We start from the raw sequence: 24,939 nt of genomic DNA, 5'->3' as shown, positions 1-24,939 counted from the left end.
TGTTCCCGTTCGTGCTCGACGGGCGGATCGAGCCGCGCAGGCTCAACCCGTTCGCGGGCGAGGAACGCACGATGAAGTCGAATCTGCTCTACCGCAAACAGGATTCGGCCCACTCCTACGTGTGGATGGAGTTCGCGCGCGGCAAGTGGGACGATCCCGTCGCGCGCCGACGCGGTCGAGGACTGGGTGCGCGAGTGCGCCGAACGCGCCGAGGGAACCCTGATGACGCAGGCGAATTCGTGGTACCTGGGGGCCAACATCGCGGGCAGGCCGCGGGTGTTCATGCCGTTCGTCGGCGGTTTCGGGGTCTACGGCCGGATCATCACCGAGGTCGCGGCCGCGGGCTACAAGGGTTTCGACATCCTCGAACTCTGAGGCGACGGGAGCGGGGGCCGTCCGGTACGCACCGGACGGCCCCCGCTCCCGTGGGCGCTCAGCCCGCGAATCCGCCGAATCCGCCGCGGAAGAACAGCAGCGGCCTTCCGGTGTGGTCGGCGCGCAGGGCCGTGACGCGGGCCAGGACCAGGGTGTGGTCGCCGGCGTCGTGCTCGAGCTCGACCGTGGCCTCGATGTGGGCCAGCGACCCGTGCAGCGCGGGCGCGCCGTTGCCCGCGCGCGCCCAGCCGACCCCGGCGAACTTATCGCCCCCGCTGACCGCGAAGCGACGGCACAGCTCCTGCTGGTCCTCGGCGAGGATGTTCAGGCACAGCCGCTCCGAGGCGCGCAGCAGGGGCCAGCTGGTCGAGGTCTTGGCCGGGCAGAACGACACATACGGCGGGTCCAGCGACACCGAGGTCACCGACTGGCAGGTGAAGCCGATCGGCCGGGTGCCGTCGTGCGCGGCGATGATCGCCACCCCGGTCGCGAAGTGGCCGAGCACCCGGCGCAGGTCGGCCGGGCCGGGGACGGCCGGGTCGGCGACGACGGTGTTGTCTGGGTTCATAGAAGGTCCTCCCGAACGGTGCGTGCTGACCTGCAGCATCCGCCGGAGACCCCGCCCGCGGAAGCCGCGTCTCCCGGTCAGCGGTCGGGCGGAAACTCCTGACCTGGGCGGTTGATACGATGCTGCGGTGGCGACCAGCGATAACGATCCCGGCGTGCCCCCTCTGCCGCCGACCAGCTGGGCGGTATTGGCGATGCTCTCCTACGAGGAAGAGGTCTCCGGGTACGACCTGAAGAAATGGGCGGACTGGAGTCTGCGCTACATCTACTGGACGCCGTCCTACAGCCAGATCTACGCCGAACTGAAGAAGCTCGAGCAGCACGGCTTCGCGGTGTCGCGCCTCGACAGCGACAACGCCATGCGCGGTCGGCGGCTCTACCGGATCACCGACGCGGGCCGGGCCGCCGCGACCACGTGGTGGAACGAGGCCCCGGTCGACCCGTCGGTGCTCAAGCACCACGTGCTGGTGCGCGTCATGTTCGGTCACCTCGGATCCCCCGAGCGGCTCAAGCAGATCCTGCGCGACCACATCGCCGACGTGGACGCGCTCGAACAGCGGGCCGCCATCGACGCCGAGGCCGCGAAATCCGAACCGGGCTGGGCCTATTCGCAGATCGTGTTGCAGTGGGCGCAGCGGCACTACGCCGCCGAACGCGATCTGGCCCTCGAACTGATCTCCGAGATCGACGACGCGGCCGCCGTGCTGGCCAAGGCCGAACACGACGACCGCACCGACTACCCGCACCCCACCCCCGGCCGCTGGCGCGAGATCGAACAGCGCGTCGCGGAGGAGGAGGCCCACCGCGACGTCGCGGGCTGATCAGCCCGCGGCCGCCGCGCGGGCGGCCGTGCCGCACAGCACCTCGCGCAGCACGGCCCAGATCTCGGCGCGGGCCGCGACGGTCGCGTCCAGCGACGGCACGGTGAGGAACCCGTGGAACAGCCCGTCGTAGCGGCGGTGCCAGACGGGAACCCCGTCGGCGGCGAGCCGTTCGGCGTAGGCGTCGCCGGACGCGCAGGGCGGGTCGAGTTCGGCGGTGATCACGACCGCGGCGGGCAGGCCCGCCAGCGACGCGGCCCGCGTCGGGACCAGGCGCACGTCGTCGGTGCCGTGCGGGGCGTACTGGCGCCAGTACCAGCGCATGGCCGAGGTCGTGTTGTAGTGGCCGGTGCCGAAACGGCGGTAGGACTCGGTGGTGAAGTCGTCGTCGACGACCGGATAGAACAGGATCTGCGCGGCCGGGACCGGTCCGCCGCCGTCGCGCAACGCGATCGCCACCGTGGCGGCCAGGTTGCCGCCCGCGCTGTCACCCGCGACGGCGACCCGGGCCGGATCGCCGCCGAGTTCGCCCGCGGCGGCGGTGGCCCAGCGCACCGCGGCGAGGAAGTCCTCGTGCGCGGCCGGGGCCGGATGTTCGGGCGCCAGGCGGTAATCCACGGAGACGACGATCGCGCCGACGCCCGCGGCCATGGCGCGGCAGAACTCGTCGTGGCTGTCCAGGTCGCAGAAGACGAAACCGCCGCCGTGCGCGAACACGATCACCGGCAGCACCGGATCGTCGTGGTGCGGACGATAGATCCGCACGGGCAGCGGGCCGCCCGGCCCGTCGATCGTGCGGTCCCGGGCCGCCGCCATGTCGGGTTCGCGGCGCAGGGGCCCGCGCCGCGCCCGGATCGCCGCCCGCGCCTGCGCGCCCGTCATCGCCGCGACATCGGGGAAACTCGCGTCCAGCGTGGCCAGCAGCGCCGCCACCTGCGGGTCCGGGACCGCGCCCGGCCCCGTCGTCGGATACACGCGATCGCTCACGGACTTCTCCTGCACGTCGGCCCCGGCCGTCGCGCCGGGTGGTGCCGACACGGTAGGGGGCCGGTGAGCCGCGGTGACAGCGGGTGATCCCGCTCAGCGGGCCACCGGCGGTCCCGTGTGGGCCAGCCCCCGGGCGGTCTCGTCCGCGCGGCTCGCACGGGGGACGGGGTTCCCGGTGGGTGGTCACCGGCGCGCCGCGGGGGAGCGGGCCCACCTACCGTCGCCGCATGAACAGCACAGCGGTCTACGTGATCGACACGGTGGTGACCCGGCCGGGGCGCGCGCGGGAGTTCGTCCGCGCGTATCTGGAGGGGTACGCGCCCGGAGCCCGCGCGCGCGGGATGCGGCTGGACCGGATCGTGGTCAGCCCGCCGGTCTGGCTGCCCGACGCGGCCAACACCGTGATCGCCACCTGGGTCCTCGACGGCGCGCAGGGTTGGTGGGCGATGACCTGGCGCGGGCGCCCCGACCCGGCCGTGCGGGCCTGGTGGTCCGAGGTGGACGGTCTCGTCGATCGGCGGTCGCGCGAGACCGCCGCCGCGGCCGACGATGTCGACGGGCTGTGCGATGTCTGAGGTCGTGCGGCTGCTGCATCTGGCCTCGCCGACGGCGGCGGCGGCCGAGGCGCTGTGCGCGCGGCTGCGGCCGGTCGCCGCGGCGGCGGGGGCGTCCCGGATCCTGATCGCGCCGACCCTGCCCGGCGTCCGCAACGGCGGCGACGTCCTGCTGCGCCTGCGCTTCCCCGAGCCGGCGGCCCGGACGGCCTGCGCGCGGGCGATGGCGAGCGTGCTCGACGAGGCGGGCGTCACCCGGGCCGACGGCGCCGAATACACCGGCGGCGGTGTCGGTTACGCCGCACCGGGCGCCACCGGCACCGTCTACCGGACCCTGCTGCTGCGGGTCGCGCCGGGAACACCACCGGAGACGATCGCCGGTTTCGAGGCCGACCTGCTGCGCATGCCCGCCTACCTCCCGGGCCTTCGCGCCTGGCAGCTGAGCCGGGTCACCCGGCCCTCCGGCGCCGGCCCGTGGACGCACGTGTGGGAACAGGAATTCGCCGACCTCGCCGCCCTCACCGGCCCGTACCTCGCCCACCCCGTCCACTGGGGTCTCGTCGACCGCTGGTTCGACCCGGAATTCCCGCAGTGCGTCGTCCGCGATCGGGTCTGCCACAGCTACTGCGCGACAGGTGAACCCGTCCTGAGCTGAGCGCGCGGGACGCGCGCAGGCGGGCCTGCGCGCGTCGGTGGGGACGGCCGAGATCCGTTCGGCGGGCCTGCGCTCAGGCCGTGCGCGCGCCCCGGAGTTCGGTGTGGGCGCGGACGCCCGGGCCGACGCCGAGGGGGCGGGAGTGCTGCTGGAGGGTCGGGTGGACGCGGACGCCGCCGTCGTCGACGTGGCGCCAGATGTTGAGGGCGGTGGTGCGCACGGGGGCGCTGAGGCGGTGGTCGAAGACCATGCGGTCGACGGGGCCGCAGACCGACACCGCCGCGACCGGGGTCTTGCCGAGGTCGCCGATGGGGGCGGCCAGGCAGCCGATGCCGGCCAGGGACTCCTCGCGTTCCACGGCGATGCCGTGCGCGCGGACCTTGGCCAGTTCCGCGTCGAGCTGGGCGCGGGTGCTGATCGAGTAGCGGGTCCGCGCGGCGGCCTGGCCGGTGACGAGGTCGTCGAGGCGGCGTTCGTCGCCGTAGGCCAGGATCGCCTTGCCGACCGCCGTGCACTGCGCGGGCCTGCGCCCGCCGACCCGGGTCGGCACGGCGGCGGCCAGGTCGCCGCCGATCTTGTCCAGGTAGACCACGTCGGGTCCGTCCAGGACGGCCAGATGCACGACGTAGCCGGTCACCCGGTGCAGCTCGTGCAGGAACGGCAGCGCCGCGCGGTGCAGCCGGTCCTGGTGCACGGCGAGCGAGCCGAGCTCCATGAGCCGGATGCCGAGCTCGTAGTCACGACCCTCGCGGCGCAGCCAGCGCAGCTGCACGAGGCGTTCGAGCATGCGATGCGCCGAGGAGCGCGGCAGCCCGGTGCGCCGGACGATCTGGGCCAGGGTGAGCCTGCCGGGACCGTCGAACGCGTCCAGCAGCAGGGACGCGCGATCCAGGATCGCGCTCGGGGTGGTCGGTTCGGCCTGCGTGACCATGAGTTCTCCATTTCGATCTCGGAGCCCGATGCCCACTCGCATATTTCGATTAGGCATATACCTATTCATACCATCTCTCGTGGCCCGTGTCACACAAATGCCCCGATCGCATGACGCGCGAAGGCCCCGGACCGAGCGTCTGCTCGATCCGGGGCCTTCGCCGCCGTGGGGTCGGGGTCCCTACATGGCCGCCAGCGGCTCGCTGCCGGACCAGTCGTGGCCCCAGTAGCTGTCGGCGGTGATCTCCTCGGCGGTGTAGTACCGCTCGTCGACCCGCATGCCCTCGGTGCCGAACTCGATGTCCCACCCGCCGGGGGCACGCACGTAGAACGACACCATCTTGTCGTTGGTGTGCCGGCCCAGCGTCGAGGACAGCGAGAAGCCGTCCTTGCCGACCCGGTCGAGGGCCTGCCCGACCGCGTCGAGGGTGTCCACCTCGACCATGATGTGGATCAGGCCGGGGGCGCCGCCGTGCGGCGCCGGGCACAGCGCCAGGCTGTGGTGGCGCTCGTTGACGCCGAGGAACCGGATCCGCACCGGCCCGAACTCCGGCGGCGCCGGGATGCGGAACGCGCCGCGGGGCAGGAAGCCGAGCACCTCGGTGTAGAAGGTGAACGCGCCGCCCGGGTCCATCGTGGGCAGCACGACGTGGCCGAGACCCTGGTCCCCGGTGACGAACCGCGCGCCGAACGGGGTCACCACCGGGCTGTGGTCCAGGATCGGGCCGTGGAAGATCTCCAGCGTCGCGCCGGTCGGGTCGGTGAAGGTGATGACCTCCTCGACCCGGCGCGCGTCGGCCTCCTCGACCGAGAGCGCCTCGACCGCGATGCCGGACGCCGTGACGGCCTCGCGCACCCGCGCCAGCGCGGCGTGGTCGCGGACCTCCCAGCCGATGGTGACCACCTCGTCGGTGTCCCCGGGCACCACGACGAGCCGGGCCGCGCGCTCGTCCATGCGCAGGTACAGCGCGTTCTCGTCCGGGCCGCTGCCCTGGGCGAAGCCGAGCACGTCGAAGGCGAAGGTGCGCCAGCGCTCGAGATCGGTGGTCTGGATCTTGACGTAACCCAGGCTCTTGATGTCGGTCATGTCCGTGTGTCCTTCGTGGTATTCCGGGTCAGATCATCGAGCGCAGGTGCTGCGGCGGATCGATCCCGAGGGAACTGAGCGCCGAGGCGTGGAACACCGTGCTCGGGACGTGGATGGCGTGATTGAGGCCGGCGTGCGCGTCGCGCCAGAACCGCTGCAGCGGCTTGTCCATGCGCAGCGCGTTGCCGCCGGAGCGGGCGAAGATCTCGTCCACCGCCGACACCGCGCGCCAGGCCGCGCGGACCTGGGTGCGCCGCACCGCCGCCCGCTCGGCGAAGGACACCTCCCGGCCCGCGTCGACCATGTCGAAGACGCGGTCGGCGTTGGCCAGGATCTCCTGGCGGGCGGCGTTGATGTCGGCGGCCGCCTCGCCCACGGCGAACAGCACGTAGGGGTCGTCCTTGATCGCGGTGCCCTGCGCGCCCACCCGGTCGCGCTGGTAGTCCAGGTGCGCGGCCAGCGCGCCCTCGGCGATGCCGATCACCGCGGAGCTGATGCCGAGCGGGAACATCGTCGACCACGGCATCTTGTACAGGGTCTCGGTGGCGCCGTACTCGCGCTGGGCGGTGCCGTCGATGACGTGATCGCCGTTCATCACCCGGTAGGACGGCACGAACGCATCCTCGACGATGATGTCCTTGGACCCGGTGCCCTTGAGGCCGACCACGTTCCAGGAGTCCTCGACGATGGTGTAGTCCGCGCGGGGCAGGATCATGTGCAGCATGGTCGGCGGCAGGGCCATGTTGCCCTCGGTGTCGCCGAGCATCGCGCCGAGGAAGATCCAGTCGCAGTGGTCGGTGCCGGAGCTGAACTGCCAGCGGCCGTTGAAGATGTAGCCGCCCTCGACGGGGCGGGCGATGCCGGTGGGCGCGTAAGGGGAGGCCATCCAGGTGTCGTTGTCGGCGCCCCACACCTCCTCCTGGACCTTCGGGTCGGCGAAGGCCAGCTGCCACGGGTGCACGCCCACGATGCCGCAGACCCAGCCGGTGGCCGGATCCAGGGAGGCCGCGGCCATCACGGTCTCGGCGAATTCGCGCGGGTGCGCCTCGTAGCCGCCGTACTTCTTCGGCTGCAGCAGCCGGATCGGGCCCGCGGCCTTGAGCATCTTGGCGGTGGCGTCGGGCAGCTTGCCGAGCCGCTCGGCCTCCGGGCCCTGGTCGCGCAGCCGCTCGGCGATGGCCATGATGTTGTCGAGAACGGTGGTCATGGTGATGTCTTCTCTTCTCGGAAGGGGGGTCAGACGGTGGTGTCGATGACGGCGCCGCGGGCGATGTTGTCGGCCACCTCGGCCTCCCAGCTGTGCACCGCGCGCTCGGTGTCGATCTCGAACTCGAAGCGCTTGGTCATGTCCTCTGTGACGTCCTCGACGTCGACGTAGAACTGCTTGTACCAGCGGCGCAGCTGGTAGACCGGCCCGTCCTCCTCCGACAGCAGCGGATTGTCGATGGGCGCCTTGTTCTTCCAGATGTGCACGTCCTGCTCGAAGCCGACCTCGACGCCGCGCGCGAACTGGGCGGCCATGGCCTCGGCGTCGGCGTCGGACATGCCCTGCGGCTTCTTCACCATGGCGCCGTACTGCAGCACGAAGGAGTTGTCGGTGACCGGGTAGTGGCAGTTGATGAGCACCGTCTCGATCGTCATGCCGTTGGCCTCGCTCCACAGCTTGTCGATCATGTAGGACGGGCCGAAATAGGACGCGTCCGAACGCAGCATCGAATTCGGGTCGTCGTAGCTGGTGCCGACGTTGATGTCGCCGCGCGGGGTCGAGCGCATGTACTGGGTCGCGACGTGACCCTCGAAGACGTTCTTGAAATACCGGGGGAACGAGTAGTGCACGTAGAAGAAGTGCGCCATGTCGACGACGTTGTCGACGATCTCGCGGCAGTGCGAGCCCTCGATGAGCATCGAGTTCCAGGTCCACCCGGTCCACTCGTCGCTGCCGTAGCCCTCGATCTCGGGGATGGTCACGGCCTCGGTCGGCTTGCTGCCCTGCGGGTCGTTCCAGACGAAGAGCTGGCCGTTGCGCTCCAGCGTCGGCCAGGAGCGGGTCCGGGCCAGCGGCGGGACCCGGCGCGCGTACGGGATGGCCGTGCACTTGCCGTTGCCGCCCCAGCGCCAGTCGTGGAAGGGGCAGGCGATGGAGTCGCCCTTGACCGTGCCCTGGGCGAGGTTGCCGCCCATGTGCCTGCAGAAGCCGTCCAGGACGTGCAGGGCGCCGTCGGTCTCGGACCGGAAGACGACCAGGGTGGTGCCGAAGGCCTTGACCTCGTGCGGCTTTCCGTCCTGGAAGGTCTTCAGCAGACCGAGGCAGTGCCAGCCGCGGGCGAACCGGGTCGGCGCCGCGGCGGCTTCGATCTGCCGGTACTCGGGGTCGGCGGACAGGGTGCGGCCGTTCGGCGGATTCTCCGGCATCGAAACCTCCATGTTCGTCAGCGGAGTGGGGAATCTGGTGCCGCCGATGGTGCGGCCGCGCGGGGTCCGCCGCGACGGTGGTGTCCCGGTCAGCGGACATGTTTTCCGCGGCGGCGCGCGCTGTCCCGATGAGCGGGAGAGGTGCCCGTCACAGGTGCGCGCGCGGTTCTAGCGTGGCCGCACACGCAGGGACGAGAGGAGCAGTCGTGAGCGAGGTCGCGCTGATGGCGCGGGTCGGGCAGCCGACCCGGGTCGAACTGGACACCGAGGCCATCCGGGCGTACGCGGCGGCGGCCCGCGCGACCGATCCGGCCTACCGCGGCGAGCGCCCGGTCGTGCCGCCGACCTTCCTGCCCGCGGGCGGCGCGGGGGAGCGGCGCGAGACCGATCATCGCTTCTTCGGCGTCCCGCCCCGCGCGGGCGACCGCCTCACCGCGGTGGCCACCGGCGCCGACGGGTCCCTGACCCGGTACTTCGACCGGACCGGTGGCCTCGTCGCCGAATCCTGGGCGTCGCCCGACCTGGTCGCGGGCGAACCGGCGCCGCCCGACGCGGACCCCGCCGCGCTCCTGGCCACCTACGCGACCGGCTGGCTCGGCGCCGAGAACATCCGCCGGTTCCGCACGCGCCTGGCGGGCCCCCGGACCGCGGGCGGCGCGCTGGTGTGCAGCGGCTACGTCACCCAGCGCTACGTCCAGGACGGGGAGCCGCGCGTCGACGTCACCCTGACGGCGGTGGACGCCGACGGCGCGGTCGTGGTGCGCGCGTGGGCGAGCTTCGCCCGACCCTGAACCGCGCGCTGGCCGAACCGGTCAGGCGCGGGGGCGTCCCGGCGGCAGGAGCGCGAGCAGCGCCTCGGTCACCGTCGACAGGGCGGGCCGGGCGCGCTCGTGCGGCACGGCGATCCACTCGCGATAGGCGGCGTGGTCCGGCAGCGTCACCGGGCTCGGCAACCCGATCAGCGCGTTCGCGGCGATGACGAACACCCGCCCGTGCCACAGCCGTGCGCTGGCCGTCGCCGCGCCGTCGCGGTCGGCGAGCAGCGTCCAGGTCTGCGAGCGGGGATGATGCACGATCGGGCCGCCCACCGCGCCCGCTTCCGCGAGCGCGTCGCGCACGCGGCCGCCCAGCGCGGCGGGCACCATGACGCCGACGACCTGCCGGGCGCGCATGGTGATGTGCCCGGTGCCGGGATCGTGCCGGGCGGGCAGGCCGTGGCGGGTGCGGTACTCCCGGACGTACCGCGCGGGGGAACTGCACCCGGGTAGCGCGGGCAGGGCGGTCGTGGGTAGGGGGTGCTCGGTGGTGCGGATCATGATCCGGCTCCTGGCTGCGAAGGGACGGGTGGTGTGGTCCTCACCCATCTATAGGGACCGGACATATCGGGGCCGTTTCGATCGGTGAAGCCGGTGTTAATCGGGGGTACGCGCCAGGATGCAACATCTTCGGCGCGCGCACCGATGCGATGCTCGTGCAACGGAATTCGGTGGACCCGGGCGCGGCCGGCTTCGGCGCGTACACCGTGGTGGACGTGGAGACCTCCGGTGTGTCGGCCGAACGGGACCGGGTGCTGTCGGTCGCGGCGCTGACCCTGGACGCCGCGGGGCGGGTGACCGGGGAATTCCACACCCTCCTCGATCCCGGTTGCGATCCGGGCCCGGTGCACATCCACGGCCTGACCCGCGAGATCCTGCGGGGCGCACCGCAGTTCGGCGCGATCCGGGACCGCCTGGCCGAACTGCTGGACGGGCGGGTCCTGGTCGCCCACAACGCCCGCTTCGACTACGGTTTCCTGGCGGGGGAGTTCGGCCGCACCGGGGCCGCGCTGCCCGTGCGGGAGCGCCTGTGCACCCTGGCCCTGGCGCGGCGTGTCGCACCGCCCGCCCGGGATCGCACCCTGGGCGGCCTCGCGGCCTATTACGGTGTGCCCCAGACGAAAGCACACGACGCGCTCGACGACACCCGGGTACTGGCCGGGGTCCTGCGCGCGCTGGTCGCCGACGCCGCGCGCCTCGGCATCACCCCGCCGGTGCTCACCTGCGACCCGGCCGACATCGCGCGGGAGCGCTCGGCGCCGGCCGGCCGATGGCCCGCCGGGCGTCGCACCCCCAAGCCCGGGTGCCCCTACGCCTGGCCGGGTCGCTACGTCCCCGGCGACGGGCTGATCCAGGGCATGAAGGTCGTGATCACCGGCGACACGGCGACCGAGCGGCCCGAGCTGATCGGCCGCGCCGAGGACGCGGGGCTCGACGTCACCGGCACGGTGAGCAGGCGAACGAGCCTGCTCGTCACCAACGACCCCGCCTCGGGCAGCGCCAAGGCACGCGCGGCCCGCGAGTACGCCACGCCCGTGCTGTCGGAGCCGGAGTTCCTGCGCCTGCTGCCCGGCATCCGCGAGGGCAAGCCCGCCGACGGACCCACCGCGGCGATCCCGTCCCGCGCCCGCCCGCCGAGACCCGCTGCCGCCACCGCCGATCCGGCGTCCGCGCGCGGCGGCCCGCTCCACGGCCGCCGCGTCCTCGTCCTCGGCGCCGACCACGCGCGCGCCGCCGCGGCCCGCGCCCGCGTCACCGCCCTGGGCGGCGCGCCGGCCGTCAACCTGTCCGCCCGCGTCACCGACGTCCTCGTCCTCCCCGGCGGCGGGACCGACCGCCGGGTCGCCCGCGCCCGCGCACTCGGCCTGCCCGTCCACGGACCGGACCTCCTCGGCGAGGACGCCGGTCCGGCCGCCGACACCGCGGGGACGGCATCGCGCGCCCGCGACGGATCCGACTCGACCGCGACGGCCGGGTCCGGGTCCGGTGTGATCACGGGCGATGTCGACGGGGGACGCGACGCGGTCGGGTCCACGGCGCCGGTGCCGCCGGGGCACGCGCCCGCCGCAGACGTCGCAGTCGCCGAGGACCCGCGCGCCGCGCCGTGTGCGCGGGCACGGGCCGTACCGCCGGGCGGGCAGGCGGCCGCCGCTGGTTTCGGCCCGCCGATCGCCGACGGACCGGGGCAACGGTCGTGCGAGTCCGGCGGGGACGCCCGTGGGCCGTCGGTGACGGGCATACCTGGCACCGACCCGGTTCGCGCTGACGCGGCGGGTGCGCCGCCGGGCGGCGCCGCCGGGCTCGCGACTACGGCGCGGGAGCTGTCGCGGGGGCAGGTGGTCGACCTCCCCGGCGCCGGCGAGGAACGATTCTGGGCGGTGCGGGCGGCCTGGAGCGACACCGTCACCGTCGCGGTCGACCTGGTCGCGTTCGCCGTCGGCGCGGACGAGAAGGTGCGCCACAGTGACGATTTCGTCTTCTACAACCAGCCCGCGACCGCCGGGGCGCGCCTGTGCGCCGACGGGCCGGGCGAGCAGACGATCGACCTCGCCCTCGACGACCTGCCCGCGGGCTGCCGCCGGGTGGTGATCGCCGCGGCGCTGGACGGCCCGGGGACCACCTTCGGCGAGGTCGGCGCCGTCGAGCTCGAGGTGGCGCCCGGTCCCGAGGCCGCGCCCGTCCTGCGCGCCACCCTGGACGCGGCCACCGCCGAACGGACCCTGATCCTGTGCGAGATGTACCTGCGCGGGCAGACCTGGCGGCTGCGCGCCGTCGGACAGGGCTACGAGACGGGCCTGGCCGAGCTGGCCCGCCGCTACGGCGTCGCCGTGGACGGCGAGGGCGCGTGAGCGGGAACCCTGATACGTGTTCTACCGTGACGGTCATGAGCGTCGGCACTCCGGAACCCTCCTACTTCACCCGCGCGGGTGAGGTGTACACACCGACCCCGTGGTCGCTGAGCCTGTGGGCGAAGCGCACCCTGTCGGGGCCGCCGGTGTGCGGGCTGCTGGCCAGGGAGGTCGAGCACCGGTACTGCGCCGACGGGTTCGCGCCCGCCCGGTTCACCGTCGACCTGCACCAGCCGGTGCCCGCGGCCCCGCTGACCGTCGACAGCGAACTGATCCGCGACGGCAACCGCGTGCGCTCGGCCCAGGCGGTGCTGCGGGCGGACGGGCGCGTCGTGGCCCGCGCCCAGGCCCTGCTGCACAGGCGCTCCACCCAGCCGCCCGGCGCCGTCTGGCGCGCGGACCGTCGCCCGCCGCTGCCACCCGCCGAGGTCCTGGCCGCGGCCGGGTCGACGGTGCACCTGTTCGACAGCGACGCCCACGACACCGGCTGGTCGATCGAGATGACCCGGCACCAGAACGACTCCCGCAAGCGCAAGTGGGTCCGCAACATCCCGGTCGTCGCCGGGGAGCCGGGCACGCCCTTCGGCTACGCCGCCATGGCGGGCGAGCAGACCAGCCTCGTCACCAACTGGGGCACCGAGGGCATCGGCTTCATCAACACCGACGTCTCGATCAACTTCGCCCGTCTCCCGCTCGGCCTGGAGATGGGCATCGAGGCCGAGAGCCATCTCAGCTTCGACGGGATCGCCGCGGGCACCGCGGTCCTCTACGACGCCGAGGGCTCCTTCGCCGTCTGCACCGTCTCCGCGCTGGCCAACGAGCGCAGGCAGATCAGCGGCGCGGCCATCGACGAGTACATCCCGAAGCGGGGCACCGCGCAGTGGGCCGCCCAGCGCTCCTGACGTCCACGCGCCGCCCCGACCCGGGCGCCGGGCCTACAGTGGACTCCGTGTCCGCCGAGCTGCCCGATCCCGCCCCGCTCGACCGCGCCGTCGCGGCGCTGGCCGGGCGGTCGATCGTGGCGTTGACCGGGGCCGGGCTGTCGACCGACAGCGGGATCCCCGACTATCGCGGGCCCGGCTCGCCGCCGCGCACGCCGATGACCTATCAGCAGTTCGTCGGCGACCCGGTGTTCCGGCAGCGGTACTGGGCGCGCAACCACATCGGGTGGCGGCGGATGGACGCGGCGCGTCCCAACGCCGGGCACCGGGCGCTGGCCCGGCTGGAGCGGGCGGGTGTCGTCACCGGGGTGATCACCCAGAACGTCGACCTGCTGCACACCAAGGCGGGGAGCAGGCGGGTGATCGATCTGCACGGCAGCTACGCCCGGGTCCGCTGCCTGGCCTGCGACGCGCTCGTGTCCCGGATGCGGCTGGCGCAACGCCTCGAGGCGGCCAACCCGGGCTTCGCCGATTCGGCCACGGCCTCCGGCATCGAGGTCGCCCCCGACGCCGACGCCGTGATCGCCGACACCGACCACTTCCGCATGGTCGACTGCGACCGCTGCGGCGGCCTGCTCAAACCCGACATCGTCTACTTCGGGGAGAACGTCCCCCGCGCGCGGGTCGACGCCGCCTTCGACCTCGTCGACGGCGCGGGCGCGCTGCTCGTGGCGGGCTCCTCGCTCACGGTCATGTCCGGCCTGCGGTTCGTCCGCCGCGCCGCCCGCGCCGGCACCCCGGTGGTCATTGTCAACCGGGGTGACACCCGGGCCGACGCGCTGGCATCGGTGCTGGTCGGCAGCGGTTGCTCGCCGGCGCTGACGGCGCTGGCCGACCGGCTCGGCGCGGCCGCGGGCGTGCCTGCCTGACGACGTGTCGGCGGCCGGTTGTAAGCTCTGCGAACAGCTCTCGAAGATGTTCCCCCGCGCGCAGCCCGGCTGCACGGCGCGGGATGCGGGCCCGTGGGGTAGTCGGCCCGTCGATCGGCACCGTCGTCAAAGCTTGCGATCAGAGTCAGGGCGTTCTCCTCATGACCGAAACCGCTGTCGTCGCCACGCCTCCGGCCCCGCCGGAGGACACCGGGGTTCCGCTGTCGCACCGGCAGATCCTCACCGTGCTGTCGGGCCTGCTGCTCGGGGTGTTCCTGGCCGCGCTCGACCAGAACATCGTCAGCGTGGCGATCGTGCGCATCGCCAACAGCCTCGACGGTTTCGACGAACAGGCCTGGGCCACGACGGCCTATCTCATCACCGCCACGGTCAGCACCCCGCTCTACGGCAAGCTCGCCGACATCTACGGACGCAAGCCCTTCTACCTGGTGTCCATCGCGCTGTTCGTGATCGGTTCGGCCGCCTGCTGTTTCGCCACTTCGATGTATCAGCTGGCCGCCTTCCGCGCCTTCCAGGGGCTGGGCGCGGGCGGGCTGATGTCGCTGGCCTTCACCATCGTCGGTGACATCGTGCCGACCCGCGAGCGGGTGCGCTACCAGGGCTATTTCCTCATGGTGTTCGGCATCGCCACCGTTATCGGGCCGGTGATCGGCGGCGTCCTGTCCGACTACGACACCCTCGGCGGGATCGAGGGGTGGCGGTGGGTGTTCCTGGTGAACGTGCCCGTCGGTGTCCTGGCCTTCCTGGTCGTCGGCCGGGTGCTGAATCTGCCGCGACCTCGGGTGCGCATGCGCATCGACTGGCCCGGCGCGGTCGCGCTCATGGTCGCGGTGATCCCCGCGCTGCTGGTGGCCGAGCAGGGCCGCGCCTGGGGCTGGCGGTCGCGCGAGGCGCTGGTCTGTTACGGCATCGCCGCCTGCGGTCTGCTGCTGTTCCTGCTGGTCGAGCTGCTCATGAAGGACGCGGCCCTGATCCCCTTGCGGCTGTTCCGTTCTCGCACGTTCAGCGTGTCCATCCTCGGCGGATTCCTGGTGGGCGTCGCGATGTTCGGCGCGATCACCATGGTGCCGCTGTACCTGCAGATCGTGCGCGGCTACTCACCCACCGAGGCGGGCCTGCTGATGCTGCCGCTGGTGCTCGGCATCATGATCGGCGCCCAGCTGACCGGGCTGGTCACCAAGTTCACCGGCCGCTACAAGATGATGCCGGTGCTGGGGTGCGTCGTCCTGGCCGCCGGTTCGGTGCTGTTCGCCCGCGTCACCTGGGACGGGCCGCTGTGGCAGCCCCTGGTCTGCTCGGCGGTCATCGGCGCGGGTCTCGGCGCCTGCATGCAGACCCTGGTGATCGCCGCGCAGAACGCCGTGCCCCGGGCCGACATGGGCGTCTCCACCGCGTCGGCGACCTTCTTCCGTCAGCTCGGCGGGACCCTGGGCGTCGCGGTGTTCCTCACGATCCTGTTCAACCTGCTCCCGGACAAGATCCTCGCCGCGTTCGGCGGCGTCCTGCCCGCGGGTTTCGACGCCACCGCCCTCGCGGAGTTGCAGCGCAACACCAGCGGCATGGCCGCGCTGCCCGACGCGATCCGGGTGCCGGTGCTGGTCGGGTTCACCGACGCGGTGCACGGGGTGTTCCTGGTCGCCGCGGTCATCTCCCTGGCCGCCGCGGCCATCCTGCTGTTCATGAAGGAGATCCCGCTCCAGGACGATCCGGCGCCCGGGGAGGCGTCGCTGAAGGACGTGAGTGTCCACGACGCCGAGGAGATGATCGGGCACCATCGCCCCGTCGCCGCGCACGGCCGGGTCATCGCGGGCCTGCTGCGCCGCGAGGACGGGCGCCCGGTCGCCGGCGCCACGCTCACCCTCATCGACCAGCACGGTCACCAGGTGGGCCGGTCCTCGGGCGACGCCTCGGGCGCCTACGCCATCGAGGTGCCCGAGCAAGGGACCTTCGTGCTGATCGCCGCCGCGACGGGCCATCAGCCCGAGGCGGTGAGCGTGGTGATGGGGGAGCGCGCGCAATCGGTCGACCTCACCCTGACCGGCGCAGGCGAGCTGTCGGGGGTGGTGCGTTCGGCGCGGCGCGGGGAGCCGCTCACCGGGGCGACGGTCACGCTGACCGATACCGCGGGCGACGTGGTCGGCGCCGCGATCACCGGCGCGGACGGCACCTATGTGTGCCGCGACGTCGTCAGCGGGATCTACACCCTGGTGGCGGTGGCCGATCACATGCGGCCCGCCGCGGTCACCCTCACGGTGCCCGGCACGGGATCGCTGCGGCAGGACCTCGACCTGGAGCCGCTGGCGATGCTGATCGGGTCGGCCCTGGCCGAGGGCGACCGACCGGTGCCCGACGCGCAGATCACGGTGCTCGACGCGGGCGGCGACCAGGCCGCCAGCGTCCGCACCGACGAATACGGCCGGTACACGGTGCCGGACCTGCCCGAGGGCAGCTACACGGTCGTGGCCAGGGGGTATCCGCCCGCCGCCAGCCAGGTGCTCGTCACCCGCGGGGAGATCGTGCACGACGTGAGCCTGGCCTATGACACCGAGCGCGACCCCGCCGGCCTGACCCGCATCAGCGAGGACCGGTAGCGGGCCGAACCGCGGTCGTCTCAGGCGGATTCGGCGACGGCGCCCGGGGCGCGGTAGACCTCGGCGAGTTCGGCCAGGGGGATGGCGAGCGTCTCGGCCAGGGCGACGACCGTGCCGAACGCGGGGGAGGGCAGCCGGCCCGACTCGATCTTGCGCAGGGTCTCGGGCGAGATCCCCGACGCGCGGGCGACCTCGGTGAGATCCCGCTCGCCGCGCGCGGCGCGCAGGCGGCCGCCGAGCCGGCGGCCCGCCTCGACCTGGGCGGGTGTGAGCGGAAGACGAACCATGCCCGCGATCCTAGGTTCGGTATTTAAATACCGCAAGCCGTTGGTATTTTTATACCAGCGCCGCTACGGTGGTATGAAAATACCGAACTGGAGGCCGCGCATGGTGGAACTGAAGTCACCCCGGGAGATCGAGAAGATGCGGGTGACCGGCGGCTTCGTCGCCGACGTCCTCGTGGGCGTGCACGAGCGCGCCGCGGTGGGCGTCAACCTATTGGACCTGGAAGCCTATGTGCGCGAACGGATCCGGGAGCGCGGCGCGGTGTCGTGCTACTGGGACTACGCGCCCTCCTTCGGTCGCGGTCCCTTCCGCAACACCGTCTGCCTCTCGGTCAACGACGCCGTGCTGCACGGGCTCCCGCACGACTACGCGCTGCGCGACGGGGACGTGCTCACCGCCGACCTCGCCGTCTCGATCGACGGCTGGGTCGCCGACGCCGCCGTCACCTCCGTCGTCGGCACCCCCGACCCGGCCGACCTGCGCCTGGTGCGCGCCACCGAGGAGGCGCTGGCCGCCGGGATCGCCGCGGCGCGGCCGGGCGGCAGGCTCGGCGACGTCTCCGCCGCGATCGGCGCCGTCGCGGCCGCCTACGGCTACCCCGTCAACACCGAATTCGGCGGCCACGGGCTCGGCCGCACCATGCACGAGGACCCGCACGTCCCGAACACGGGCCGGGCCGGGCGTGGCTTCCGGCTGCGCCCGGGCCTCACCCTGGCCATCGAGCCGTGGTTCGCCGCGGGCACCGACCGCATCGTCACCGACCCCGACGGCTGGACGCTGCGTTCGGCCGACGGCTCCCGCTGCGCGCACAGCGAACACACCATCGCCGTCACCGAGGACGGGCCGCTGGTGCTGACGGCGGCGGATCGGCTCACGCCCGCGGCGGGGTGAGATCGACTCCGGCGGGCGGGATCAGGCGGCGCAGCGCGCCGTCGATGGCGGTGACGTAGAGGGCCCAGCGGTCGCCGTCGCGCGCGATGCGGACCGAGGTGGGGCCGATCGGCGGGAACGGGCCCGCGTCCTCGGCGATCCAGCCGGTCGCGACCGTGCAGAACCCGCCCGTGGGATCGACGCGGTACACGCTGCCGGTGTAGTCGCCCGCGATGTAGACGGTGCCCGCGGCGGTGATGTCGAGATCGTCGAGGCCGGTGAGGAATCCGTCGGCCACGGTGGCCACGGCGGTGGGGGACTGGGGGTCGGTGAGGGGGATGCGCACCAGCTGCGAGGTGGCCACGTCCACGGTGAGGACGGCGCCGCCGTCCGGGGTGAGGGCCATACCGTTGGGCCGGGGCACCGCCGACCACCCGAGGGTGAATTCCCCCGTGCGGGGCCGGTATCGGCTCAGGCCGACCGGTGGCCAGGGGATCGACAGCTGGGACACGAGCAGGTCGCCGTCGGGCAGCACCAGCAGGCCGTTGGGTTGGACCAGGTCCGGCAGCAGCACGGTGACCCGGTCGGTGGCCAGGTCGAGCGCGCGCAGGGTGCCGCCGCCGTTCGGTGTGCTGCCGTCGCCGGTGAGGAAGTAGAGCGTGCGGTCGACCAGGCGTAGCCCGGCCGGGTGGTCCAGGCCGGTGAGCAGGGTGGTGACCGTGCCCGCGCGATCGATGTGCAGCAGCTCGCCCCGGACGATCCCGGTCGCGTAGAACCCGCCCTCGCCGTCGGCCTCGAGGTTCTCCAGCGCGCCGAGCCGGCCGGCCACCACTTCGCTGCGCCAGCCGGTCGCGCAGGACGCGGCCGCGGCCGTGGCGGGCGCGGCGGGCGCGGCGGGCGCGAGCAGGGTGGTGGCGGCCAGCGCGGCCAGGCCGAGGACGAGACGACGGGATCGGGGGAAGCGCATGAGCGGACTCTAGCGAACCCTCCGGGGTTACCGGCGAGTCGATCCTGTTCCCCGACACGACATTCGGCGCCGGTGATGGTGAGATCGACCCGAATCCGCCGATGCCGCTCCGCCCCGGCCGCCGCTGTGCTCAGCGGCGCGTGCCCGTGCCGTGGTCGACGAATCCGGCCGGTGTCAGCACCGGCACGGCGGCGCTGGCCCCCAGTTCCACCGCGACCGCCACGTCGGCGGCGAAGCCGTTGCCCGCGAGTTCCCGGCCCGACGCCGAATCGGTCACCAGCGCGGCGAGATCCGCGTCGGGCGTGTGCGCCGCCGCCGCGACGAGCGCCTCGGGCGACGGCGGACCTGCCCCGCCCGCCGCCAGCGCCGCCGCCACCGCCCCCGCCCCGAGCCAGTCCTCCACGGCAGGCCGGAGGGTGTCGGTGCCCGGCCACTGCTCCCCGGCGGCGACGATCGACACCGGTCGCGCCGCGGTGCCCCACCCCTGCGCGAGGATCCAGTCCGCCACCGCGCCCGCGTTCCGCAGCGACGCCGCGACCACCGGGGTGCCGGTGACCGACGCGGCGATGGCCGACCCGTTGGGCGAGGGCAGCACCAGCCGCTCGGTGAACGGCGCCGCCCGCAGCGCGGCGGGCGACAACGACCAGGGCCGCGCCGCCGACACCTCCCGCCTGCCCACCGCCAGCGCCGCGCCGTGCGCCGCCGCGTGGGCCGCGGCGGTCTCGTCGCGCCAGCGGTAGGGGAGCACGGTCGTGCCCGCGTCGGCGAGTACCGACACCGCCGTGGTGAACGACAGCACGTCGACCACCACGAGCACCGCGCTCCCCGGCCCCACCGCCGCCGCCCCGGCCCTGCCCCAGTCCAGCCGGACGCCCCATCCCTGCTGGCGCCCCCACTCCGGGATCCCGGACATGCGTTCCTCCTGTGTTCGTGTTCCGGCGGATCCCCGAGCCCATCAGACCCGTGCGCCGTCGGCCAGCCTTCGGATCCCGCTGGGCGGATCGCGCGTCGTGGATCCCGGAGTCGCCGCGCGGAAGCGCGCCGTACCCCGACTTCGAGTAGCGTTGCCCACGAACGGAGTTCGGGGTCCTGGTGGTAGCGCGCCGAACGGTGTGCTCGATCGCCCGGGGGTGGATGCTGCTCGTGTTTCCTGCGAACGGGTTCGCCTCGCCGCGGCCGGGTGGCCCGCCGGCGTCCCGGCTGCGGCCATCGATGCGGTGGATCCTGGCGGGGATCGCGGTCATCGTCGCCGCGATCGCCGCCGCCGGTGTCACCGCCGTGACCGGGAACCGCGCCCTGGACCGCGACATCGCGGCTTTTCAGCGGGTGCCCGTGCCGGGCGCGGGTGATGTGCGACTCGCGGCCGGTGACTACACGATCTACGTCGAGTACGGCGGCCTGGCGGCGCTCGGCGCGCCGGAACCGGTGCGCGCGCGGATCAGCGATCCGGACGGGCACGACGTGCCGACACGGACCTACGAATCCGGCGTGTCCTATCGGCTGGACGGCGGGGAGGGGTCGGCCGAGTACACCTTCCGGGCCGATCGCGACGGTCGGTACCATCTGGTCGCCGAGGGCGGGCCCGGTCTCACCCTGGCGGTCGGGCCCGGCGTCGGGCCATCCGTGGTCGCGACGGTGCTGATTCCGCTGGGAATCGCGGCGGGCGGCGGCGTGTTCGGCCTGGCCGTCGTGCTGTTCGGCGCGCTGCGAACCGGCCCGCGGCGCGGGTGAGCCGCGGGGTCCGTGCCGTCAGGACGGGTCGCCGGTGGCGGTGAGCCAGGCGGACAGGGCCGCGGGGGCGTTCTCGTCGGCGGCGAGCCCGGCGCGGTCGGCGGGGGTGAGGTCGAGGGCGCGCAGTTCGGCCGTCCAGTGGGCGAGCTGAGCCGTGTCGTCGGCGGCGACGGCGAGTTCGGCCAGCGCGGCGTAGGCGCGGGCTCGCTCCACGGGGGTCGCGGTCGCGCCGTGGCGGCGCAGGCCAGCGCGCAGCGCGCGGGTCGCGGCGCGGTCGTCGTTCTTGAAATCGCGCAGGATGCGGGCGTTGTCGAGGACCTTGGCCAGGCCGGACAGGCCGCGGGAACCGCCGTACTCGAGGTCGCGGGGCTCGTCGCGCTGGATGTGGATCACGGTGTTGCCCATGGGATCGACCGTCGAGAACCGGGACTGGCCGGGGCGGAACCGGGTGATGCGCGGGCAGCCCTTCGCGGGGACGCGGCCGAAGCGCTCGCGCAGCCCCGCGGTGAAGGCCGCGTGCCGGGAGGCGATGTCGTCGACCATGACCAGGGCCCCGACGTGCTCGGTCGGCAGCGCGAGCTCGGGCGGTGCGGGCGCGAAATGCAATGCGGCGCCGTCCATCTCCACCACGCCGTAGACGTAGGGGCGGGTCTGCTCGTGGGTGACCTCGTAGCCGAGGGCGCGGTAGAAGTCGAGGGTGGTGGACAGATCGCCGCTCCAGAGCAGCGGGACCGCGGTGTCGGACATCGGGACGCTCCTGGTAATCAAATTTGACTAGATGAGCGTAGAAGCGATTTCCGGCGGAAGTCAAGTTTGACTACCATGGCGGGGGCGAAGGAGGTGTCCGTGTCGGTCGTGCGGTTGCTGGTGCTCGGGGTGGTGCGCAGGCAGCAGCCGACCCACGGCTACGCGGTGCGCCGCGAACTGCTGTCGTGGCGGGCGGAGACCTGGACGAACGTGAAGCCGGGCTCGATCTATCACGCGCTCAAACAGCTCACCCAGGAAGGCCGGTTGCGCGCCACCGGAACCGAATTCGGCGGCGAGGGCCCCGGGCGCACCCTGTTCGCACTCACCGAGGACGGCGAGGCCGACTTCGTCCGGCTGCTCGAGGAGGCGCTGCTCAGCGTCGACATGGAACACCTCGGCGCGGGCATCGCCTTCATGGACGCCCTGCCCCGCGAGCGCGTCGTGGCCCTGCTGCGCGACCAGCGCGCCCGCACCCTGGCCGTCCGTGACGACCTGCTCGCCATGATCCCCGACTTCCCCGGCCGCCACGCCGCGCCCCACGCGACCGACCTGCTGGAGCTGTGGAGCGGGGTCTTCGACAACCTGGCCGGCTGGAACACGGCCCTGGTGACCCGGATGGAAGCCGGGGAATACCGCTTCGCCGGCGAGGGTTCCTGACCCGCGAGACCGCGTACGCTACCCACCACCGGGGTGCGGTGCCGACCGTCGGCCGCCGCTCGGGACCGGCGGACGCACCACGGGGCGGGCTAGGCTCGACCCCATGACGACCGCGCTCGGTGACCTCGGCACCGCGAACTACGTGCAGCTCACGACCTTCCGCAAGGACGGGACGCCCGTCGGCACCCCGGTCTGGGCCGTGGCCCGCAACGACAAGCTCTATGTGTGGACCGTGACCGACTCCTGGAAGGTCAAGCGCATCCGCAACAACAGCGCGGTCACCGTGCAGCCCTGCGATGTCCGCGGCAACACCCGGGGCACCGCCGTCGAGGCCACCGCCCGCCTGCTCGACGGGGCCGAGACCGAGGAGGTGCGCCGCCTGCTGCGCAGGAAGTACTGGCTCACCGGACCGCTGGTCATCCTCGGCTCCAACCTGCGCCGCGGCAAGGACGGCACCATCGGCATCGAGATCACCCTGTCCTGAGACGGGTCGCCGCGATTCCGCCCGGCCGAGCGCGTTCCGTGATCTCCTAGAAACAAGAACACGTTCTAGGTAGGAGTGGATATGGCCCGACGATTCGAGGACAAGGTCGTCTTCATCACCGGTGCGGCGCGCGGGCAGGGGCGGGCCGAGGCGGTCCGGTTCGCGGAGGAGGGCGCGAACGTCATCGCCGTGGACGCCTGCGCCGAATTCGCCAGCACCAGCTACCCGGGTGCGACCGAGGACGATCTGGCCGAGACCGTCGCGCAGGTGGAGAAGGCGGGCGGGCGGATCGCCGCGAGCAAGGTCGACGTGCGCGACTTCGCCGGGCTGTCGGCGGCACTGGCCGCGGGCATCGAGGAGTTCGGCGGCCTCGACGTGGTGGTCGCCAACGCGGGCATCTGTTCGGCGGCCCTGTCGTGGGAGATCACCGCCGAACAGTGGCAGGAGACCGTAGACGTGAATCTCACCGGCGTGTTCCACACCGCCAAAGCCGCTGTCCCGCACCTGCTCTCCCAGGGCAGGGGCGGGGCGATGGTGTTCACCAGTTCGGTCGCGGGCATCAAGGGCATCCCGTTCACCGCCCACTACGTGGCCACCAAACACGCCATCACCGGTCTGGCCAAGACGATGGCCAACGAGCTGGGCGAACACCGCATCCGCGTCAACACCGTGCACCCCGCCGGCGTCGCGACCGGCATGAACATGAGCGAGATCGCGCCCCTGTTCGAGAAGTACGCCAGTACTCTCGCGCCCATCTTCATGAACGCGCTGCCCAGCTACATCACCCAGCCCGAGGAGATCGCCGCCACGGTCGCCTGGCTGTGCTCGGACGAGGCGTCCCAGATCACCGGCGCGCAGATCCCCATCGACATGGGCAACCTCAACCGCTGACCGGGGCCCCGCGCCCGCCCGGCGGGCGCGGGAGCGAGTCCTAGGTCGCCTGGCTGACCGAGGACATGTGGAAGTCGGGAACGCGCAGCGGCGGCATGGCGGTGCGGGTGAACCAGTCCTTCCACTCGCGGGGCAGGGTGATCCCGGTGGCCCCCGCCTCGCTGACCCGGCGCAGCAGGTCCAGCGGGCTCTCGTTGAAGCGGAAGTTGTTGACCGCGGCGGTGACCTCGCCGTTCTCCACCAGGTAGACGCCGTCGCGGGTGAGCCCCGTGAGCAGCAGGTCAGCGGGGTCCACCTCGCGGATGTACCACAGGCAGGTGAGCAGCAGGCCGCGTTCGGTGCGCGCGATCATCCCGTCGAGGGTCGCGTCGGAGCCGCCGGTGAGCAGCAGGTTCTCGCCCGGAACGGTGGCGGGGGCGTCGAATTCGGCGGCGGTGGCCCGGGGATAGACGAGGTTGCGGATGACGCCGTCGCCGATCCAGTCCACCCGGGTGGCGGGCAGCCCGTTGTCGAAGACCGACAGGGCCTCCGACGAGGCAGGCGTCGCGACGAACGGGCGGTACTCGAGGCCGCTCGCGTCCGGGTCGGAGTACAGGGTCAGCGGGATCGCGCCGAGACGCTCGCCGATCCGCGTGCCGCCGGCGCGGGAGAAGGCGGTGTGGCCCTCGTGGGCGCCGCGGCCCTCCATGCTCCAGGCCAGGTAGATCATGAGATCGGCGACGGCCGACGGCGGCAGCAGGGTCTCGTAGCGGCCCGCGGGCAGCTCGACCCGCCGCGCCGACCAGTCCAGCCGTCGCGAGAGCTCGGCCAGCAGGCCCGGGGTGTCGACGTCGGCGAAGTCGGCGGTGCCGACCCCGACCCAGGCGCTGGCCAGGTCGGCGCCCTCGCCGCGCTTGCCGTTGATCTCCACCGAGCCGGTGGGCTGCACGTAGCGGCGGCGGATCCCGGTGGAGGTGCCCAGCCAGGTGGTGTGCACCTGGTGGTGGGCGAACCCGTAGAGGCGGTCGGGCCCGTCGAAACCCCGCGCCAGGTCGCCTGCCACGCCGGTGAAGACCTCGATGCCGGTGCCCCCGGGCGCGTCCTCCCAGGTGGCGGCGTCGGTGCCGTCGGGATCGAGCAGGGGCGCCGCGTCGGCGGCGGGCGTCGCGGTGCGGGCGGCCTCCTCGGCGGCGCGCACGACGGCCTCGATGTCGGCGGGATCGACGCTGGTCGAGCGCACGCTGCCGACCCGCGCGGCGGTCGGCCCGTCGCGGAAGATCGCCACCACCGCCCAGTCCCGCGACACCGAGGACCCGTTGGTGGTCATGGAATTGCCCGCCCAGCGCAGCGAGGCCTCCGCCGCGTCGGTGACGATCACGATCGTCTCGTCCGCCTTCGACGCCGCCAGCGCGCGCTCGACGACCGCGCCGCCGGGGAACAGTTCGGCACTCACCGGCCGGCCTCCGTCCGTGTGTTGAGAATGTTGACCCCGCGCACCAGCACCGACGGGCACCCGTGGCTGACCGCGGCCACCTGCCCCGGCTGGGCCTTGCCGCAGTTGAACGCGCCGCCGAGCTGCCAGGTGCTCGGGCCGCCCACGGCCTCCATCGAACCCCAGAAGTCGGTGGTGGTGGCCTGATAGGCGACATCGCGCACCTGACCGGCCAGCTCGCCGTCGCGGATCCGGAAGAACCGCTGGCCGGTGAACTGGAAGTTGTAGCGCTGCATGTCGATCGACCAGCTCTTGTCGCCGACGATGTAGAGCCCGTCCTCGATCCGCGAGATGAGCTCGGCGGTGCTGGTGTCGCGCTCGGGGTCCGGCTGCAGCGACACGTTGGCCATGCGCTGGATCGG

The 24,939-nt window shown here is 73.0% G+C and carries 26 protein-coding genes and 2 pseudogenes; 15 read left to right on the top strand and 13 right to left on the bottom strand.

Annotated elements, in window-relative coordinates; genetic code table 11:
* Together ON36_RS36930 and ON36_RS15155 are read left to right on the top strand one after the other, a co-directional pair.
* Positions 1–251: pseudogene (locus ON36_RS36930) on the top strand (hypothetical protein); the annotation flags it as partial.
* Positions 172–375: pseudogene (locus tag ON36_RS15155) on the top strand (cyclohexanone monooxygenase); the annotation flags it as partial. The pseudogenes ON36_RS36930 and ON36_RS15155, both read left to right, overlap by 80 nt.
* Positions 376–433: 58 nt before the next feature.
* Here ON36_RS15155 and ON36_RS15150 read toward each other — a convergent pair.
* The gene (locus ON36_RS15150; RefSeq protein WP_043653092.1) at positions 434–943 is read right to left on the bottom strand and encodes a flavin reductase family protein; all 510 of its coding nucleotides are present in this window, start codon (positions 941–943) and stop codon (positions 434–436) included.
* Between the two features lie 193 nt (positions 944–1,136).
* Here ON36_RS15150 and ON36_RS15145 point away from each other — a divergent pair, with 193 nt between their 5' ends.
* Entirely contained in the window at positions 1,137–1,763 is a 627-nt protein-coding gene (locus ON36_RS15145) for a PadR family transcriptional regulator (protein ID WP_083885154.1), read from the top strand.
* On the opposite strand, the gene ON36_RS15140 is transcribed toward ON36_RS15145, so the two are convergent.
* A complete protein-coding gene (locus ON36_RS15140) occupies positions 1,764–2,750 on the bottom strand; it encodes an alpha/beta hydrolase (protein ID WP_052314017.1) in 987 nt (328 codons plus the stop codon).
* Between the two features lie 227 nt (positions 2,751–2,977).
* Here ON36_RS15140 and ON36_RS15135 point away from each other — a divergent pair, with 227 nt between their 5' ends.
* Together ON36_RS15135 and ON36_RS15130 are read left to right on the top strand one after the other, a co-directional pair.
* Positions 2,978–3,325: a hypothetical protein gene (locus tag ON36_RS15135; protein ID WP_043653088.1), complete on the top strand. Its 348-nt coding sequence runs from the start codon at positions 2,978–2,980 to the stop codon at positions 3,323–3,325.
* Complete coding sequence (locus ON36_RS15130; protein WP_043653086.1) at positions 3,318–3,959, top strand: Dabb family protein; 642 nt, start codon at positions 3,318–3,320, stop codon at positions 3,957–3,959. Before ON36_RS15135 ends, ON36_RS15130 begins: the two co-directional genes overlap by 8 nt.
* 73 nt (positions 3,960–4,032) lie before the next feature.
* Here ON36_RS15130 and ON36_RS15125 read toward each other — a convergent pair whose 3' ends face one another.
* From ON36_RS15125 to ON36_RS15110, 4 genes are all read right to left on the bottom strand, one after another.
* Positions 4,033–4,890: an IclR family transcriptional regulator gene (locus ON36_RS15125; RefSeq protein WP_043653084.1), complete on the bottom strand. Its 858-nt coding sequence runs from the start codon at positions 4,888–4,890 to the stop codon at positions 4,033–4,035.
* A gap of 180 nt (positions 4,891–5,070) precedes the next feature.
* A complete protein-coding gene (gene bphC, locus ON36_RS15120) occupies positions 5,071–5,976 on the bottom strand; it encodes a biphenyl-2,3-diol 1,2-dioxygenase (protein WP_043653082.1) in 906 nt (301 codons plus the stop codon).
* Positions 5,977–6,004: 28 nt separating this feature from the next.
* Positions 6,005–7,183 carry an acyl-CoA dehydrogenase family protein gene (locus tag ON36_RS15115; RefSeq protein ID WP_043653079.1) on the bottom strand — a complete coding sequence of 393 codons (1,179 nt, stop codon included), beginning with the start codon at positions 7,181–7,183 and terminating at the stop codon, positions 6,005–6,007.
* A 29-nt stretch (positions 7,184–7,212) separates the two neighbouring features.
* The gene (locus tag ON36_RS15110) at positions 7,213–8,388 is read right to left on the bottom strand and encodes a 3-ketosteroid-9-alpha-monooxygenase, oxygenase component (protein WP_043653121.1); all 1,176 of its coding nucleotides are present in this window, start codon (positions 8,386–8,388) and stop codon (positions 7,213–7,215) included.
* A gap of 206 nt (positions 8,389–8,594) precedes the next feature.
* Here ON36_RS15110 and ON36_RS35655 point away from each other — a divergent pair, with 206 nt between their 5' ends.
* A complete protein-coding gene (locus ON36_RS35655; protein ID WP_052314015.1) occupies positions 8,595–9,179 on the top strand; it encodes a hotdog family protein in 585 nt (194 codons plus the stop codon).
* Between the two features lie 21 nt (positions 9,180–9,200).
* On the opposite strand, the gene ON36_RS32745 is transcribed toward ON36_RS35655, so the two are convergent.
* A complete protein-coding gene (locus tag ON36_RS32745) occupies positions 9,201–9,704 on the bottom strand; it encodes a hypothetical protein (protein ID WP_157224880.1) in 504 nt (167 codons plus the stop codon).
* A gap of 149 nt (positions 9,705–9,853) precedes the next feature.
* On the opposite strand from ON36_RS32745, the gene ON36_RS36180 reads away from it, so the two are divergent.
* From ON36_RS36180 to ON36_RS15075, 4 genes are all read left to right on the top strand, one after another.
* Positions 9,854–12,052 (top strand): TerD family protein, encoded by a 2,199-nt coding sequence (locus tag ON36_RS36180; RefSeq protein ID WP_052314013.1) that lies wholly within the window; start codon positions 9,854–9,856, stop codon positions 12,050–12,052.
* 35 nt (positions 12,053–12,087) lie between these two features.
* Entirely contained in the window at positions 12,088–12,954 is an 867-nt protein-coding gene (locus tag ON36_RS15085; protein ID WP_052314012.1) for an acyl-CoA thioesterase domain-containing protein, read from the top strand.
* Between the two features lie 59 nt (positions 12,955–13,013).
* Positions 13,014–13,862 (top strand): NAD-dependent protein deacetylase, encoded by an 849-nt coding sequence (locus ON36_RS15080; RefSeq protein ID WP_052314016.1) that lies wholly within the window; start codon positions 13,014–13,016, stop codon positions 13,860–13,862.
* Between the two features lie 161 nt (positions 13,863–14,023).
* Positions 14,024–16,474 (top strand): MFS transporter, encoded by a 2,451-nt coding sequence (locus ON36_RS15075; protein ID WP_052314011.1) that lies wholly within the window; start codon positions 14,024–14,026, stop codon positions 16,472–16,474.
* 20 nt (positions 16,475–16,494) lie between these two features.
* Here ON36_RS15075 and ON36_RS15070 read toward each other — a convergent pair whose 3' ends face one another.
* Positions 16,495–16,761: a helix-turn-helix domain-containing protein gene (locus tag ON36_RS15070; RefSeq protein ID WP_043653078.1), complete on the bottom strand. Its 267-nt coding sequence runs from the start codon at positions 16,759–16,761 to the stop codon at positions 16,495–16,497.
* Positions 16,762–16,861: 100 nt separating this feature from the next.
* Between ON36_RS15070 and map the strand changes: the two genes are divergently transcribed.
* On the top strand, positions 16,862–17,650 hold the full coding sequence (gene map, locus ON36_RS15065; RefSeq protein WP_043653075.1) for a type I methionyl aminopeptidase: 789 nt from the start codon (positions 16,862–16,864) through the stop codon (positions 17,648–17,650).
* Here map and ON36_RS15060 read toward each other — a convergent pair.
* Entirely contained in the window at positions 17,631–18,596 is a 966-nt protein-coding gene (locus ON36_RS15060) for an SMP-30/gluconolactonase/LRE family protein (RefSeq protein WP_043653073.1), read from the bottom strand. The two genes, map and ON36_RS15060, sit on opposite strands and share 20 nt — an antisense overlap.
* 130 nt (positions 18,597–18,726) lie before the next feature.
* Complete coding sequence (locus tag ON36_RS15055; protein WP_043653070.1) at positions 18,727–19,509, bottom strand: 2-phosphosulfolactate phosphatase; 783 nt, start codon at positions 19,507–19,509, stop codon at positions 18,727–18,729.
* Positions 19,510–19,808: 299 nt separating this feature from the next.
* Between ON36_RS15055 and ON36_RS15050 the strand changes: the two genes are divergently transcribed.
* Positions 19,809–20,327 carry a hypothetical protein gene (locus ON36_RS15050; protein ID WP_157224879.1) on the top strand — a complete coding sequence of 173 codons (519 nt, stop codon included), beginning with the start codon at positions 19,809–19,811 and terminating at the stop codon, positions 20,325–20,327.
* An 18-nt stretch (positions 20,328–20,345) separates the two neighbouring features.
* Here the strand turns inward: ON36_RS15050 and ON36_RS15045 are convergent, their stop codons facing one another.
* A complete protein-coding gene (locus ON36_RS15045) occupies positions 20,346–21,074 on the bottom strand; it encodes a DUF8817 family protein (RefSeq protein ID WP_043653064.1) in 729 nt (242 codons plus the stop codon).
* A 99-nt stretch (positions 21,075–21,173) separates the two neighbouring features.
* Between ON36_RS15045 and ON36_RS15040 the strand changes: the two genes are divergently transcribed.
* From ON36_RS15040 to ON36_RS15030, 3 genes are all read left to right on the top strand, one after another.
* On the top strand, positions 21,174–21,731 hold the full coding sequence (locus ON36_RS15040) for a PadR family transcriptional regulator (RefSeq protein ID WP_043653101.1): 558 nt from the start codon (positions 21,174–21,176) through the stop codon (positions 21,729–21,731).
* Between the two features lie 103 nt (positions 21,732–21,834).
* Entirely contained in the window at positions 21,835–22,215 is a 381-nt protein-coding gene (locus ON36_RS15035; protein ID WP_043653061.1) for a PPOX class F420-dependent oxidoreductase, read from the top strand.
* Between the two features lie 81 nt (positions 22,216–22,296).
* Positions 22,297–23,106 carry a mycofactocin-coupled SDR family oxidoreductase gene (locus ON36_RS15030; RefSeq protein ID WP_043653059.1) on the top strand — a complete coding sequence of 270 codons (810 nt, stop codon included), beginning with the start codon at positions 22,297–22,299 and terminating at the stop codon, positions 23,104–23,106.
* A gap of 40 nt (positions 23,107–23,146) precedes the next feature.
* On the opposite strand, the gene ON36_RS15025 is transcribed toward ON36_RS15030, so the two are convergent.
* Positions 23,147–24,526 (bottom strand): metallopeptidase TldD-related protein, encoded by a 1,380-nt coding sequence (locus ON36_RS15025; RefSeq protein WP_043653098.1) that lies wholly within the window; start codon positions 24,524–24,526, stop codon positions 23,147–23,149.
* An 8-nt stretch (positions 24,527–24,534) separates the two neighbouring features.
* Positions 24,535–24,939, bottom strand: a 405-nt coding sequence (locus tag ON36_RS15020; protein WP_043653057.1) for a metallopeptidase TldD-related protein, incomplete at its 5' end; no start/stop codon positions are given.

The organism is Nocardia thailandica NBRC 100428 (assembly GCF_000308795.1).
GTDB classification, from domain to species: domain Bacteria; phylum Actinomycetota; class Actinomycetes; order Mycobacteriales; family Mycobacteriaceae; genus Nocardia; species Nocardia thailandica.
This window is presented reverse-complemented; position numbering and strand designations above follow the sequence as displayed.